Consider the following 13,818-nt stretch of genomic DNA (forward strand, 5'->3'; position numbering starts at 1 on the left):
GCAAACGCCGCGGATCGGATTGTCCCGATCTTGACTTTTGATGGAAGTCCGTGCGGACAGAATCGGCCATGAACGGCCGTTCCTTATAGCTCCCCAATCCAGGTCGATCGGAACCGATCCCTAGCATTCGCCATTACGCCCGTCTATCTTGCGCGCTTCCAGGTTACCGTCGCGGAGCCGCCCCCGGACGCTTGCGCAGTCATGTATTGAAGATCGTCTCGGCTGAGCGCGACCACGGAGCGCTTCTGCTCGGTTGCGTCCCAGTTTGGAAAGGTCGATTTATCGATATTGAGAGTGAGGCTCTTCCCTTCCGGATTTAAGGCGTAGGTGCCAAAGAGGGCAACGCTCTTGCCGATTACCGCCTTGTTTTCCTCCGGCGAACCAGCAGCGCGATTACCGGAGGTGAATTTTGGAAGGTCCGCCCCAATGATGGTTAGCATAAACCGACCTTGGGCATCCAGAATCATCATCCCTTTCGCGCCTGGACCGAACTGATCGATCTTCTTTCCGTCCTTATCGAGAACGGATGAGACAAGCGTCCACGTTCCGACTATGTCGTAGGCTTCCTGAGCAAACGCGCCAGTCGCTGGGAGCGCCATGCCCAGCAATATCGCCACCATTGCAGAGCACTTCCCAAGGATGCTGTTCATTCGACTCCTCCAGGGTCAATGGATGACTCGTTCCCAGCGCCCCCGTGCCGCGGGCAATGGGCAATGATTGGTCCCGCCGCCTCATACAGGGCAGAGGCTGCGCACACGCACATAGTGCCGCCGAGTCCTTGGACGTCTGTTCGCTTGCGCACGTTGGAACTGCGGCTCCTGCCAGGCACAGGTAAAGGTTCGCCTCGGCGGAGAGGGGGGTTTTGCGTCGGCACCGCGCCGACAGCCGGCGAGTGTCGACTCCGGGACGCCGCAAACGGTTAGGGATGCTGCCGTCCTGAAATTAGCTTTGGTACCCTTCGCCCCGTTGCAACTAATGGATCAGAACTTTCGCCCGTCGCATCTCGCATTGAAACAGGGTGGTCGCAAGCTAGCCGCTAACAAGAAGTTCTGAAGAAGGCCGGCCTCGGCTTGTGCGCCTAATGCCGGCCTTTTTTGGGCGATGGCCGCCGCCCCACAGCGGAGGCCATCGGTGGCTAATGTTTGCTGTGGCTCGAATGCACCTTCCCGTGCCGCTCACCCGCGCGCATTTCGCTGCGATCCTCGGCGCGCGATCGCCCCTTGTCCCGGTCTCCCGCATTTGGGCCATTGCTATTGATCAGGCCACGGCTACTGATGTGACTGACCGAGCGGCCACCGAGATCACCGCCGGCTCGAGCCGCCCCGCCCATGCCGCCGCCAGGCTGCGCGTGAGTGGCTACCGGGGTGGCCGCCAGGATGGAAGTTGCGATCAGGGAAAACAGGTGGATCTTATTCATGCGATTCTCCTATGCTCGATGTTGTTCAAAAGAAGCACGCTGCGTGCTCAGCAACGCCCTTTCTTTGCCTGCCCGGGCGGGCAGAAGCCGGGACCCGGCCCCGAGTCGACGACCACCCCGGCCGGGACAACAACGGCCGCGCCGGGTGTGTAGACGGCGCAGCCGGCCATGAGCGTGGCGGTCAGCACGGCTCCGAATAGTAATTTCATCTATGGCTACTCTCTTATCGGGTTTGAGTGTCGGTGCGGCCGTGGCACCCGAGCGTCAGAATGCGAAGTTCTGGGACACGCCCGTTGTGGTCACGGTGACCGGCTGAGTGATGACCGACCCGCTGGCACTCGTAGCCTGGATACTGTACTTGCCGGCCACAGTGCCATCCTGCGTGAGCGGGATCCCCCCAGCCGGCAGGGGGGTCTGGTATGTGCCAACCGCAGGTCCAGCCAGCGGCAATGCCGGCTGCGCCAGGAACAAGCTGTAGGCGCCCGAATCCGACGCCGCCACGGTGGCGGCAATCTCGAAGGTGGCGCCGCCAGTCTGCTGCAAGGCACGGACCGTTCCCGCTGCAGTGGCGGGAGTGATCGTCCCGGAGACCCTGCCGAACGTTGAGGCCGGCAGGCTGAGCGGTGCAGCAGCCGTCGCGACGGCAGTGCTGCCGCGCGCCACGACCGGCACGCCCCGCACGATGCCGGTGCCGCGCCCGGTGGCCGAGGTTGGCACAACCACAACGTCCACATTGCCGGCGGTACTGCTCTGCTCGATCGGCGACAGCGTGAAGTTGCCGCTGGCGTCAGCCACGGTCGCCTTGACCACGACGCCATTGCGTTCAGCAAATACCTGGGCGCCTGGCGCAGAGGCCACCACACCAGTGACAGCGCCGCTCACCACCGTTGGCAAAGCGGTAACCACCGGCTTGAGCCCATAGGTCTTGTTGCCGCGTGTGACGATCGACTTGCAAGCATCGAAGTCCAGCACCAGATCGGTCAACGTATCAGGGGCCACGGTGAAGGGGCGGTTGATCTTGATGCCGGACTGGACGGCGCTGGGTGTGTCGAGCGCTTGCTCGGCAGCGCCAGTGGGTACCACCGAATTGGCAAGCGCGCCGGCACCATTGGCCACGAGCACCAGGCGGATCTGTTGGTAGGTGCCTGCCGGAAGCGGAGTCTGACCGAGAGTGGTGAGTACGCCATTTGTAAGCGACAGCAGATCAATTCGCCGTGCCGGGCTCACAGTGACGTCGACCCAGCCGGTGCCGTTGGTGTCTGCGTTGGGATCAGTGTGGACCCGAACTTTGTCGACCGTGACAAAGACATGATCAAAGCCACAGGCGGGTGCATCGGTCATCGACACACTCAAGGTGCCGGTACTGCTGGTGGTGCCGTTGCTGGTGTTGCTGTTCGATGAGCCGTCGCCTCCGCCGCCGCAGGCAGCAAGAGCGAGTGCACTGCTCAATGCAAGAAGTCGCAATGGCGATGAGATGATTGTTGTGGTGTTCATGATATGTCCCCCTCGGAAATCGTTGGCTTGGCGAGCATAGTTTGGTTCGCTCAGTCTCGTTGTAAAACTTTGTTAATGTCCGGCTGACGCAAGGAAGAATTGCAACAGGCGCCAGACAACAAGACAATGTTATGTCTAAAACCAATTGCGCGTTCCAGAAATCGATCTGCCAGGTGCAGCCAAATTCGGCGCTTTATGGTCGCGTCGAATCAATCGAGCCGGTGAATAAGCAACAGGAAGTTCCAGGCTTGCTGGGCACGGTCACCGGTGCTGTGGCGCGCAACCAGATCGAAAGACGCACCGGCACCCAGATCGTCTACCGTGTCAACGTGCGGCTGGCCGATGGTCGCCTGGCAACAGTCCACGCAGCAGAATTTGGGTAATCTGCGCGTGGGCAGCCGTGCAAAGGTGGCCAACGATATGGCAACGCCAAATGGATCGGCATCACGCGTGAACGGCACGCGCTGCGGATAGCCGCCAACAAATGATGTAGAGAGACCGGAGCACTGGTCCGATTGCGCTGCCCGTGCAGCCGAGCCCTTGCCGGATTCATATCCTCGCGTCCACACGGGTAAAGAGCTTGCTCACAAGCGCATTCGCGATGAGCTCGTCCCCGATCACGACGTCCGACGCGCCGGCGCTCTCAAGTAGGGCTTTTCGTAAGTCATTCTCGCCGGCCGCGGCGATAGCGAGCGCAGGATTGAGTGTGTGAGCCATCAATGTGACAGTCAGCTTATTGTCGGCGTCGTGGGTAGCTACGACAAGCGCTTTGGCACAATCAAGCCGCGCGAGCCTGAGCACGTCGTCGAACACACCAGGTGGGCCAAGTAGGGCCATATACTCATGAGCACACGCTCGTTCGGCCGTGCCCCGATCCGCGACCAAGACCAGTACTGTCTCGCCTGCCTCGCGCAGTTGTCCCGCCACCAACTCACCGAGCGAATCGAAGCCAACCACGACGACATGGTTGGCGAGCTTTTCTAGCTTGCGTTCCATCGCCCTGTTCTCGCGATAGGCCATCACGTCGTCGCCTGACAGCATGCCTGTAAGCCTTGTCACTGCGTAGCCGCCGACCAGCATTGTCGCAACCATGGCCACCAGCATGAACACCTTTCTTTGCTCATCGAATTCGGAGAAGTCGCCGAGCGTGGTGACAAGGTTCATGCCGTCCCACAAGGCCGCAAACAGTTTGGTGCCGGTCGGTGCGTTCGATCGATCAAGCAGCGCCAGCCCCACGACGGCGCCAACGAGCAACAGGATCAGCAAGCCGATCGTATGGCGCACACGACGGCGCCATTCGCGTATTCGCAACGCGCCAAGGTGAGGTTCATCGACCCGATATAGCCACATCATTTACCCCCTAAACTGTTAAGGAAATGATCAAAGGGGTCTGCGGGTCTGCGTTACGTTGCTCGCCGTTTTACCTGCAGTTTTCTGCGAAGGACACACGAAGATTCATCGTCATTCGTTCGTCGTGTCGAGCGCCTCGTGGCGCACTTTGTAAGCACTTCAATCGACCGAAAAATCTCTGAGCTGATGCGAAGACCTGAACAGGGCTTGCCAGTACTTACGACACCTCGGTATCACTTCTCGTACTTGTCTGTGAAGAATATGCATCCTTCAGGATAAGCCATTCATGAGGGATTATCTGGTAAGCCCGAGGCGAACGGTATGCTGCAGTGCCGCACGACACTCGAGATCGCGATTTCGGGTACACGACCGTCAAGCTTGCCGGAGTTGTCCTGCATGGATGGCCTCTCCCTGGTCCTCAGGCAAGGATCTGCCAGCAGAAAGGTCGGCCAGCGATATACGCGGTTGTGGAAGCAGGCAGCGTAGCTGCCTTGCTCGCGCGCGCCCAGGCGGGAACACTTGCGGCCGACGAAAGGCACGTGGTTGTCGACACCCGCCGTGGGCACATTTACCGTGGCCGTGCCAGCCTGGGCGTGCCGCTTGAAGTGCCGCACGTGCTTGAGCGACTACGAGCAGATGCCGGCGGCCGAGCCGAATTCGGTATCGTTGGATATAAACTACGAAGAATAATCTGGCGCGGTTCGCCACGCTATGCGGAGGAGACATGTTCAGCATTGGCAAGTCTCGTCGCAATGCAAGACTCGCTCTTGCCTGCGCCGGCGCGGCACTCGTTTCTGGATGCACGAATTGGGTCGGGCCAGACATGATCCGCGCCGGCCGACCGGCCTACAATACCGCGATACTCGCCACCGGGGACGAGCAACTCCTGCAGAACATCGTGAGAACGCGATTCTATGACAGTGTAGGCTTTCTTACGGTGGCTTCAGTGACCGCAAACGTTTCAGTCACTGCTTCGGCGACAGTGCAGGCGGGCTTCGGGCCGGCGAGCAACTACGCTGGCAACCTCGTTCCGTTTGCCGGCATGCTCACGACGGAGCAGAATCCCACCATCTCCTACGCACCTCTCGCGGGCGACGAACTCCTACGGCATCTCGGCGCGGAAACGACGATGGAGCGCACTTTCCTGATGCTGAACAGCGCGGCCACGCCGGAGCAGGTCTGGAATATGATCGTCAGGCGCATTAACAACTTGCGCAACCCTGATTTTCCAGATCCACCGCTACTCATCGTCGACCCTCGGTTCGAGCAGGTCGTAGCCACCGCAAGCCTCCTGCAGCGGCGCGGGGTGCTCTACTGGGTGCAACTCGCGGGCAGTCAGAGTGGCTATGGATTGGTGATACACAGCTATTCGCCAGATAACACTCGTGAGGTCGCGAAGCTGCTTTCGTTGCTCGGCGTGAAGTCTCCAGTGCTTGCCGGCGACGACGTCACGATTCCCGTCCAGCTCTCCGTCGGCTCGCCGGATCCGGGCAGCATTGCCATCGAGACGCGATCGCTGTTCGACATGATTCGAATAGCAGGCGCCACTATCGACTTGGCCCCTGACACGTCGGGCGTGGCCCGTCAACCTGCTCCTGGCCCGGCAGCCGGTGACTTGCGAATTCGTTCGGGAAGCGCTCCGCCAGCTGATGCGCGGGTAGCAACGCAATATCGAGGCAGGTGGTACTACATCGACGGCGACGACCAGTTAAGCAAGCAATGGTTCACAGTCCTGCAACTGCTGGCAGGCGCACCGGCGGGGGTCAGCTCCGCAGCGCCGGTGCTGACGATTCCTGTCACCGGCCGGCGTTAAGGCTGCCAATGCATGTTGAGGCAAAACTGAAGATGTCCTATGGACGCAAGAGTTCGCGAAGGTGACGGGCGTGGTTTGGGGCTGGCCGTCAGGTCACAGCTGTCTGGTAGCGGCCAAAGGGTGAGTTTTTGTGCAGTTTTCTGATTGAAGTTGCCAAGCTCGTTGTCTGACCCCATCAATTGGGCGCAGCAAGCGCCCAGATCACCCAGTTGAATCCGCAGCCGAACCCGGCCATCCACCTCATCCTTGCGCCGGGCAGGCCGGTTGCCCCTGCCTTGATGCGCTTGCTACGATCCGGTCAGCCTGCGCCGGACGAAGACAATATGCTCGCGCAGTACATAGAACTGGTCGGCGTAGGCGAGCGGCATCTTCATCCTGTTTACCGCCTCCTCGATCTGGTCGAGGCGCGCTGCCAGTTCGGTCTTTTCCTCGTCGGTGGGGTTCACCAGCGCGACGCGCTCGATTTCTATCAAGGCGCCGTACCAGCGATAGATGCGGGATTTGACGCGCCAGCTGTACAGCGAAGGCACCAGCCGGAAGGCCGGGATCAGGATCACGATAATAGGCACCAGCACCACCAGTGCGCGGTCGAGCAGGCTCGCCAGCCAGAACGGGAGATGCCGGTAGAGGAAGCCCTTGCCCGATGCGTAGTAGCGGGTGGCATCGTCGCTCAGCGGAAACTCGTGTGCGGTCGCGGAGGGAAACTGCCCGGCATTCTGCATCAGGCTGGCTTTGCCGTGGACCTCGCGCGCGGCTTCGATCAGCAGGTCGGACAGCGCGGGGTGCAGGGTGTCGCGCGCCACCAGTTCCACCGTCGGGCTGATCAGGCGGATGGGATGCGCCGGCAGGTTCTTGCCGAGGTCGAATACGCCGGTGGGCAGCACCAGTTTCTGCAGGTAAAGGAAGCGCCGGGTATACGCATCGGCCTGGGCGAAATCCAGCAGGCGGATGCCTGGCGTGCGGAACAGCTTGCGCATGGTCGGGCCCGTGGCGGAATCGCCGGTGAGCATGGCCACGTCGATCTCGCCGTCGACCAGCGCTTGCGCGGCGTCGTCGCCATCGTATGCGATGAGGCTGGCGCTGCCGCCAGGCTCGATGCCGTTTGCCTTGAGCAAGGCCAGGGCCAGCACGCGGGCGCCGCTGCCTTCGCGGCCGATGGCGATGCGCGACTTGCGGAAGTCGGACAGCTTGTGCATTTCCTTGCCGCGGTACAGCACGGAGATGGGGGCATAGAACACGCCGCCCAGTGAGACCAGTCCCTCCTTGTCCACCTCACTGGAGATGCCGCTCTGCACCAATGCCAGGTCGACTGCCTGCTTGCCGTCGGCCAGCCGCCGCACATTGTCCAGCGAGCCCTCGGAGACCAGCACATTCAGCTTGATGCCATTGCGCGCGAGGATCTGTGCGTACTTCTCGGCCGCGTCATGGAAGGAGCTGCCCTTGGGGCCTGCGCTGATGGAGATGGTGTTCGGCGGCGCCGGCTGCACCAGCCAGACCGCCAGCCACAGCGCCGCGAGGCTGAATACAAGCGCGGGACCAAAGGACACAGCCAGGTCGCGCCAGGAAATGGCGACGAAACGGGCGCGCAATCGGTGGATATCGGGGAGCGCAGTGGTTGGTCTGGGTTTTTCTGGCGTGGGGTCGGGCGTCATCGGCACGATTGCGGAGGGTAGAGCCGCTGGATGATAGCACCCGTGCAAGGCTGCATTTTCCATGCCCGGCGGCAGTCCGCATTGGTTTTGCGGACTTCCGGAGCCCGGCGCGCTGGAAAGGGTGCGCGCACGTTGTCTACCGGTCACATCCAGCCTGCCCCCGGGAACCGGGCCAGGTATCTCCCCGAGGCACCGAAAAACGCAAGACGCTGACCCGTGGGCGTACAAGCGCTGCCGCCCGACGCAGGAGCCGCCTTGCCGCTCCCGATGAACTATGCTGAATATCCGCCCTGCATCGTGAAGGAGACCGCCGTGCGCAAGTTCCTTTCCATTCTCGCCGCGCTTGTCCTGCTAGGCACAAGCAGCCTCGCGCTGGCCCACAATTGCCCGAACGAGATGAAGGCGATCGACGCCAAGCTGTCCACCAAGCCGGCGCTATCGCCGGAAGACGCCGCCAAGGTGGCCAAGCTGCGCGCCGACGGCGAGGCCTATCACAAGGCCGGCAAGCATGACGAGGCGATGAAGTCGCTTGGCGAGGCCAAGAAGATCCTTGGCATCTGACCGGGCGTGCCGTACGCCTGAAACCGAATGCTGCAGAGTGGCATCGATGCCGCCCTGCAGCGTTTTTTTATTGGCGCTCCGGCCCCGGGACAGGACTCCGTTCAGTGCGTTTTCCCTGCGGGATCGCCCAGGATGGTTATCAGCTCCGGCACTGTGGGCTGCGCCCGTTCGCTGTGGCTGGCGCGTTCGTAAGTATTCCGGACTGCCTCCGCTGTCGCGCATGCCGCGCCCAACTCCTGCGCCATGGTGGTGTAGTAGCCCATGTCCTTGAGCGCATTGGCGATCGAGAAGCGGAAGCCCGAGTTGTCCTGCGACTCGATGTAGGGGCGCAGGCGGTTCAGGATGACGCCGTCGCCGCCGCCCTTGGCGAGCACTTCCACCAGCACGGCCGGGTCCACGCCGGAGCGCCCGGCGCAGGCGGCGGCTTCGGCCAGCACCGCGGAGAAGCCCAGCGATACATAGTTGTGCAGCAGCTTGAGCCGGTGGCCTGAGCCGGCCGGCCCGGCGTAAACGATGTTCTCGGCGAAGCAGGCCAGCAGTGGCCGGCATTCGTCGAACAGCGCGCGGTCGCCGCCGACGATCAGGTTGAGGCGGCCTTCGGCGGCTTCCTTTGGCGTGCGCGTCATGGGGGCATCGAGGAAGCGCCCGCCGGCCTCGGCCACCGCGGCGGCAATGCGCTCGGTGGAGGAGGGGATGGCGGTGGAGCAGTCGATCACCACGGCGCCAGGGCGCAGGCCGGCGATCACGCCATCCGGGCGGAACAGCACGTCTTCCACTTCCGGCGTTCCGGTCACGCACAGGATCACGACATCCACCGCGCGCGCCAGCGCGGCCGGGCTGGCAGCAGTGGCGGCGCCGGCAGCCAGCAGGTTGTCCAGCGGCTGGTTGCCGGGATGGTCCAGCAGCACCATCGGGTGGCCGTGCTTTGCGATATTGGTGGCGATGCCATGGCCCATCATGCCGATGCCGATCATGCCGATTGTCTTCATGCTGTCTCCGTTCTTGTGCTGGGTATTGCGGCGCGCTTGCCGGGGCCGCCGGCGCAGATGCCTTTGATTTCCAGGTAGTCCCGGCGCGCCGCAGCGCCCGGGAAACCGGCAAGTGCGATGACCGTGGCAGATCGTATCACCGAGTTGCTCGCAAGCCAGATCCGCGGGGGCACCTATCTCGTCGATGCGCGCCTACTTACCGGGAAGTTCGTGACCGGGCAATACGGCGTGAGCCGTACGGTGGTGCGCGAGGCTATTTCGCGGCTGAAGTCAGAAGGGCTGGTGGAGACGAGGCAGGGCAGCGGCACCTTGGTGCTTGATCCCAAGGCCACTGAGGTTTTGCGGCTCGAGCCCGGCGACGACAATCCGGCGCGGGTCGTGGTGCGCATCATCGAGTTGCGCCGCGGCATCGAAGCCGAGATGGCGGTTCTGGCGGCTCTGGCGGCTCTGGCGGCAGAGCGCCGCAGCGAGGCCGAGATGGCGCGGATCCGCCGGGAGCACGAAGCCATGTGCGCCGCCATCCAGGCGCGCGACCCGGAGCGCGCGCAAGGCAGTCTCCGAGCATATGAAGAATACGGTAGACCGTGTCGGGCAAGCCGACCAGGACTTCTGGGCCCGCCCGCGACTCGCGGCTGGCCGACGGATGGCGTCAGGCCGGTGGTGGTGCGAAGGCCGCGGATTGCCCTGGCTTGCGCAGCATCTTGTCTACCTCGCCCGCGTGCAGTTCTTCGATCTGGATCATCTGGCGCGCGAACTCCTCCAGCGCCACCGAGCGGTCTTCCACCAGCGCCAGCAACTCGCGATACAGCTTGAGGGCGGCGTTCTCCGCCTCCAGCGATTCGCGCAGCATGGCTGCGGTATCGAAGGTATGGCTGTCGAGCAGCTTGCCGATGGCCAGCGACGGATAGGCGCCGAGTGTGGTGATCCATTCCCCGGCCTGCTGCGCATGCAGCAGCGATTCGTTAGCCTGCTCGCGCAGCCAGGAAACGATCGGGATGCGGCCAAAGCCGAACACCAGCAGCGAGTAATGGGTGTAGCGGACCACCCCGGCAAGCTCGGCTTCGAGGATCCGGTTGAGCACGCTTACCACCTTGTCTTTTTCCATTTCGGCCATGGCAGGTCCTTCCCGTCGTGTCGGCATTGCGATGCTGCGCTGCTATTGCCGGGTTGCGATCATCATGGAATCCGGCCCGCTGAGCGGCTCCACGCGCGCCTGCGCAAAACCCACCTGCCGGGCCCATGCGCAGCACTGCGCGCCGGTGTAATCGAAGCCGCCCGGCGTTTCGATCAGCATGTTCAGGCTCATCAGCAAACCGAAGGCGTTTTGCCGGCGCGCATCGTCGATCATGGCGTCGTAGACAATCAGGCGCCCACCGGCCGGCAGTGCCGAGTAGCACTTCTCCAGCAGGTAAAGCTTCTGATCGATATCCCAGTCGTGGAGGATGTGACCCATGATCAGTACATCCGCGTGCGGGCAAGGGTCCGCGAAGAAATCGCCGGGGTAAAAGCGCAGGCGGTCCTGCAAGCCATGCGCGGCGACATATTCCTGGAACACCGGGCCAACCGCCGGCAGGTCGAAGCCGCCGCCGCGCAGGTGCGGGTGAGCCAGTGCGATCTGCACCGGAAGCGCGCCTTGCGCGGCGCCGATGTCGATAAAGGTCTGGCATTCCGCCCACGGGAATTTGCGCGCCATGGACTGGGCTGCGGCCAGGCTGACGCCGGTCATGGCTTGCAGGAATCCGCGCAGGCTCTGCTCGTCGCGATAGATCGCCGCGAAGAGGTCTCCCTCTTCGGCGGCCTCGCTTTGCGGGCGGCCGGTGCGCAGCGAGTCCGTGAGCGATGCCCAGCTCGGATACAGCCGCGCATTGGCCATTTCCAGCAAGCCGCCCACGTAGGTGGGCTTGGCCTTGTCCAGGAACAGCTCGGCGTCGGGCGTGTTGCGGTAGAGATTGCCGGGCTTGCCGTCTTCGCGTTCGAGTGCGTGCAACGCCACCAGCGCGTCGAGGAAATCCACCGCGCCACGCGGATGCAGGCCAAGCACGGCGCTCAGTGCCGCCGCGTCCTGCGGTGCCTTTGCCAGTTGCGTGAACACGCCAAGCTCCACCGCGCTCAGGAGGGTCTTGGCGGCCCAGAAGCCCATGCCGAGTTGCAACAGCCGATCCGGCGTCAGGTCCGGCACCTGCCAGGGGCTGGCGGCAGTTGCGTCGCGGGCGGCATCTTTTCCGTTCTGCATAAGTCACCTCATCACCGCCACCGGCTGACATCCGGGCGCCTGGGCGTGGGGTAGGATGCTGGTAACTCTAGATGCCGGAAGAGGCGAAATCCAGCGATTCCGGCAGCCGGCGGCGATGGCGGCGATCAAGCAGATGTGCAGGCCCCGGGACCAGCGCTTGCCGGCGCGTGTCGCGCTGGGGCAGGTAGGCGCGGCGCAATGCAGGAAGTCTGATTACCGCGCGCCAGGCCTGCGCAAACCGACAAGCCCGCCGCTCGGCGGGCCGTCATCCGATGGCGTCCGCCACCGCACGAAGCGCAACGTCAGCGCGAAGCCCTGGCGCGTGACGGCCGGCTGCGGATGGCTTCTTCAAGCGTATCGGCCAGCGCGCGCGTCCGGCGTTCCGCCAGTTGTTGCGCGGTGGCTTCTCCCGCCTGCGCGGGCTGCGCCGACAACGCCGGCAGCGTGCCGGTGCCCACCTCGTTCGAGATATTTGCGCGTCGGGCCGCATCGATATCTGCGTTCGGATTCTGGAACATAAGCGTCAGGGTCAAAGGCGGGTATTACGGTATTGCGGTATAGGCAGATCCGCATGTAGCGGGCTGGCCGCATTGTGCACCCGCGCGACGCGCGATCGATCCCCCGTGTCGGGGTAATCGCGAAAGACTATTGATTTGACCCTAGTGTGCTAAGGGGCACTTTTTGTGCCATCGCAAGGCCACGCTATTGGCGGCTCGGTGCGCTCAGTCCGTGGAGCGCGGCAGAAAGCGCCAACCCGCAGGCTCCAGTGCGAAAGCGAATCCGGTGACGCGCTTTTCCGGTGCGCCGCCAACCGAAATCATGGCGTCGCAGCCAAGATTGCCGCTGTCGCGGCTCAGGCCGCAGTGGTTCAGTTGCTTGACCACCAGCGACTCGGCCATCGAAGTCAGTTCCGCGGCATGCTCGCCGGACGGATTCTTCTTCAGTTCCGCGCGGGCGAATTCGCGCATCGCGGCGGTGGCCTGGGCGGCATCGGGCCCGTTCACATCGGGCGTTTCACGCCGCACCAGGACCCACGGCTCGGGATTGTCGCGAAAAGCCAGTGCGCGATAGCCGTCGCGCAGGCCGGCCTGGACGCCTACGATGCAAACGATCTCGCCGGCGCTGGCCGGCAGGCAGCCCTTGACCGCATGGGCCTTGATCGAGGCGACCAGCGAGGCCACGACCGGCGAGCGGGCGCGTTCGGCGGCGGCCGGATCGGTCTGTTCCAGTTGCTTGATGCGCTCGGCTTCGAACTGCTGGATGGCGGCGGTGACCTGGGCCGGCGTGGGGGCCGCCGGGGTTGCCAGCGCGCTAGCGTATGCCAGGGAGAGCGACAGCGACGCGAATAGGGAGAGGCGCATGAACAGGGGGAGAGGGCCTTGATTGAGAAGGCCGCGAGTTTAGCACCTGGGTTACTGGCATGAGCAGCAAGGGGCGCTTGGACCCGCCTTCCGCCGCCGGTGCCGGACTTCGCGCCCTGTCCGCGCATGAAAAAACCCGCCGGGTGGCGGGCGGGGAGGCCTTCGAGAGCCTTCCGTGTTGCGAGGGCGCTAACCGGTCTTCTTCTGGTGATGGACGATGCGGTCCCACCAGTAGTGGAAGGGATGGGCGTGTTCCGGATAGAGCACGGATTTGTGGAAAAAACCGGCGCGAATAATGAAAGCGTAGAGCAGGACGATTGCCCCGAGGAAGAGCATATAGGTTGTCATGGCGGCTCCTTTGAGGTGGCCATGATTCATTGTAGGCCTGTCGGGTTTAACGAATGGCGGCGAAAGCGCCAATGGCCGACCCGGCGTGCGCCCTGCGGCCGCGGGCCGCCGGCGCGCAAGCAAGCGGTAAGAATTTCAAGCAGGCGGTGCGTCGTACACACGAAGGGTGTCGGCGTCGCCGGTCAGCGCATGCACGAGCCGCACCACTTCGTCGGGGTGGCAGGGCTTGGGGCAGTAGCGCACCGTGGCATTAGCAATCGCGGGTTCCGGCCTTGCGCTGGTCGAGATCACGACAGGCGTAGCACTGAGCGCTTGCTCGCCCAGCAGCAGATTGCACAACAGCGCGCCATCGGCGTGCGGCATGACCCAGTCGGTCACCACCATGCTGGGATGCACGCGCTGCGCGAGGGCAAAGGCGCTGAGCCCGTCGGACGCCCTTTCCACGGCATAGCCGTCTTGCTCAAGCGCGCAGGCCAGGGCGTCCGCTACGCCAGGTTCGTCGTCAACTACGAGAATGGTATGTACGCGACTCTGCACGGGATCTGCCTATGATGGAGGCGGGCTTCGAGACTGAAGCGCGCTCGGGTGATCCGGATGCAC

16 protein-coding genes and 3 pseudogenes are annotated in these 13,818 nt (G+C 63.3%); 4 read left to right on the plus strand and 15 right to left on the minus strand.

Translation table 11 applies throughout. The annotated features are described in order from the left end of the window. Nucleotides 1-143: 143 nt before the first annotated feature. The 4 genes from ACZY0R_RS14695 to ACZY0R_RS14710 form a co-directional block, all read right to left on the minus strand. Nucleotides 144-650, minus strand: a complete 507-nt coding sequence (locus ACZY0R_RS14695) for a lipocalin-like domain-containing protein (RefSeq protein WP_488859086.1) — start codon at nucleotides 648-650, stop codon at nucleotides 144-146. A 485-nt stretch (nucleotides 651-1,135) separates the two neighbouring features. Then, a complete protein-coding gene (locus ACZY0R_RS14700) occupies nucleotides 1,136-1,417 on the minus strand; it encodes a hypothetical protein (protein ID WP_488859087.1) in 282 nt (93 codons plus the stop codon). A gap of 47 nt (nucleotides 1,418-1,464) precedes the next feature. Beyond that, nucleotides 1,465-1,626 carry a hypothetical protein gene (locus ACZY0R_RS14705; RefSeq protein ID WP_488859089.1) on the minus strand — a complete coding sequence of 54 codons (162 nt, stop codon included), beginning with the start codon at nucleotides 1,624-1,626 and terminating at the stop codon, nucleotides 1,465-1,467. Between the two features lie 55 nt (nucleotides 1,627-1,681). After that, on the minus strand, nucleotides 1,682-2,911 hold the full coding sequence (locus ACZY0R_RS14710) for a DUF4382 domain-containing protein (RefSeq protein ID WP_488859091.1): 1,230 nt from the start codon (nucleotides 2,909-2,911) through the stop codon (nucleotides 1,682-1,684). Nucleotides 2,912-3,081: 170 nt separating this feature from the next. Between ACZY0R_RS14710 and ACZY0R_RS14715 the strand changes: the two are divergent. Further along, a pseudogene (locus ACZY0R_RS14715) lies at nucleotides 3,082-3,385 on the plus strand (hypothetical protein); the annotation flags it as partial. 75 nt (nucleotides 3,386-3,460) lie between these two features. On the opposite strand, the gene ACZY0R_RS14720 reads toward ACZY0R_RS14715, so the two are convergent. Together ACZY0R_RS14720 and ACZY0R_RS14725 are read right to left on the minus strand one after the other, a co-directional pair. Next, on the minus strand, nucleotides 3,461-4,264 hold the full coding sequence (locus ACZY0R_RS14720; protein ID WP_488859093.1) for an NAD-binding protein: 804 nt from the start codon (nucleotides 4,262-4,264) through the stop codon (nucleotides 3,461-3,463). Between the two features lie 455 nt (nucleotides 4,265-4,719). After that, nucleotides 4,720-4,935: pseudogene (locus tag ACZY0R_RS14725) on the minus strand (aldehyde dehydrogenase family protein); the annotation flags it as partial. 50 nt (nucleotides 4,936-4,985) lie between these two features. Here ACZY0R_RS14725 and ACZY0R_RS14730 point away from each other — a divergent pair. Further along, nucleotides 4,986-6,074, plus strand: coding sequence for a hypothetical protein (locus ACZY0R_RS14730; protein ID WP_488859094.1), 1,089 nt, complete (start codon nucleotides 4,986-4,988; stop codon nucleotides 6,072-6,074). Nucleotides 6,075-6,361: 287 nt separating this feature from the next. On the opposite strand, the gene ACZY0R_RS14735 is transcribed toward ACZY0R_RS14730, so the two are convergent. Next, nucleotides 6,362-7,726 (minus strand): TAXI family TRAP transporter solute-binding subunit, encoded by a 1,365-nt coding sequence (locus ACZY0R_RS14735; protein ID WP_488859096.1) that lies wholly within the window; start codon nucleotides 7,724-7,726, stop codon nucleotides 6,362-6,364. Nucleotides 7,727-7,993: 267 nt separating this feature from the next. On the opposite strand from ACZY0R_RS14735, the gene ACZY0R_RS14740 reads away from it, so the two are divergent. Beyond that, nucleotides 7,994-8,287: a hypothetical protein gene (locus ACZY0R_RS14740; protein ID WP_488859097.1), complete on the plus strand. Its 294-nt coding sequence runs from the start codon at nucleotides 7,994-7,996 to the stop codon at nucleotides 8,285-8,287. A 101-nt stretch (nucleotides 8,288-8,388) separates the two neighbouring features. Here ACZY0R_RS14740 and ACZY0R_RS14745 read toward each other — a convergent pair whose 3' ends face one another. Then, nucleotides 8,389-9,333, minus strand: a complete 945-nt coding sequence (locus ACZY0R_RS14745) for an NAD(P)-dependent oxidoreductase (RefSeq protein ID WP_488859709.1) — start codon at nucleotides 9,331-9,333, stop codon at nucleotides 8,389-8,391. A gap of 60 nt (nucleotides 9,334-9,393) precedes the next feature. Here ACZY0R_RS14745 and ACZY0R_RS14750 point away from each other — a divergent pair. After that, nucleotides 9,394-9,531 (plus strand): annotated as a pseudogene (locus ACZY0R_RS14750) (GntR family transcriptional regulator); the annotation flags it as partial. Nucleotides 9,532-9,546: 15 nt separating this feature from the next. Here ACZY0R_RS14750 and ACZY0R_RS14755 read toward each other — a convergent pair. The 7 genes from ACZY0R_RS14755 to ACZY0R_RS14785 all read right to left on the minus strand — a co-directional run bounded on the left by ACZY0R_RS14755 (nucleotide 9,547) and on the right by ACZY0R_RS14785 (nucleotide 13,755). Beyond that, nucleotides 9,547-9,825 carry a hypothetical protein gene (locus ACZY0R_RS14755; protein ID WP_488859760.1) on the minus strand — a complete coding sequence of 93 codons (279 nt, stop codon included), beginning with the start codon at nucleotides 9,823-9,825 and terminating at the stop codon, nucleotides 9,547-9,549. Between the two features lie 100 nt (nucleotides 9,826-9,925). Continuing rightward, complete coding sequence (locus ACZY0R_RS14760) at nucleotides 9,926-10,390, minus strand: ferritin-like domain-containing protein (RefSeq protein WP_488859099.1); 465 nt, start codon at nucleotides 10,388-10,390, stop codon at nucleotides 9,926-9,928. A gap of 42 nt (nucleotides 10,391-10,432) precedes the next feature. Next, nucleotides 10,433-11,509: a methyltransferase gene (locus ACZY0R_RS14765; RefSeq protein ID WP_045237546.1), complete on the minus strand. Its 1,077-nt coding sequence runs from the start codon at nucleotides 11,507-11,509 to the stop codon at nucleotides 10,433-10,435. A gap of 302 nt (nucleotides 11,510-11,811) precedes the next feature. Then, nucleotides 11,812-12,042 (minus strand): hypothetical protein, encoded by a 231-nt coding sequence (locus ACZY0R_RS14770; protein WP_156177058.1) that lies wholly within the window; start codon nucleotides 12,040-12,042, stop codon nucleotides 11,812-11,814. A 189-nt stretch (nucleotides 12,043-12,231) separates the two neighbouring features. Beyond that, on the minus strand, nucleotides 12,232-12,870 hold the full coding sequence (locus ACZY0R_RS14775) for a hypothetical protein (protein ID WP_488859101.1): 639 nt from the start codon (nucleotides 12,868-12,870) through the stop codon (nucleotides 12,232-12,234). A 189-nt stretch (nucleotides 12,871-13,059) separates the two neighbouring features. Then, nucleotides 13,060-13,218, minus strand: a complete 159-nt coding sequence (locus ACZY0R_RS14780) for a hypothetical protein (RefSeq protein ID WP_488859102.1) — start codon at nucleotides 13,216-13,218, stop codon at nucleotides 13,060-13,062. 135 nt (nucleotides 13,219-13,353) lie between these two features. Beyond that, the gene (locus ACZY0R_RS14785) at nucleotides 13,354-13,755 is read right to left on the minus strand and encodes a response regulator transcription factor (protein ID WP_488859103.1); all 402 of its coding nucleotides are present in this window, start codon (nucleotides 13,753-13,755) and stop codon (nucleotides 13,354-13,356) included. Nucleotides 13,756-13,818 lie beyond the last annotated feature (63 nt).

The organism is Cupriavidus sp. F041 (genome assembly GCF_057814235.1).